We start from the raw sequence: 359 nt of genomic DNA, 5'->3' as shown, positions 1-359 counted from the left end.
CCTAAGCCAATAAGAAAAGCACGATAATCGGTGTAAGGCGTGAGAGGGTATGTTTGAATTTTGCTGCGCAGTGCTGAATAAGCTTTTAGATCACGGCTGTCTAAAACCTCTTGCGCTCTATCATAAACATCACGCTGCATTTCTAACTCTGAGGCATTGCTAGCCATAGCCATTGGAGCCAGTGAAACTGAAGACAAGATTGCCGATGCAGCCACAGCAACCTTCGTATTACCAATTCGGAAAAACATTCGCTCTTTCCTTAGTGCGTGTATGAATACGTGAAATCTATTTACGCCCGACATCACATAAAATGTAAAGGAATTGAGTGTAAATATTATTAATATTTAACACTTCATCTA

1 pseudogene is annotated in these 359 nt (G+C 40.4%); it reads right to left on the bottom strand.

The annotated features are described in order from the left end of the window. Nucleotides 1-248, bottom strand: a pseudogene (locus tag BCT81_RS03560) (lytic murein transglycosylase); the annotation flags it as partial. Nucleotides 249-359 lie beyond the last annotated feature (111 nt).

The organism is Vibrio sp. 10N.261.52.A1 (assembly GCF_002876325.1).
In the GTDB taxonomy this organism is placed as follows: domain Bacteria; phylum Pseudomonadota; class Gammaproteobacteria; order Enterobacterales; family Vibrionaceae; genus Vibrio; species Vibrio chagasii.
This window is presented reverse-complemented; position numbering and strand designations above follow the sequence as displayed.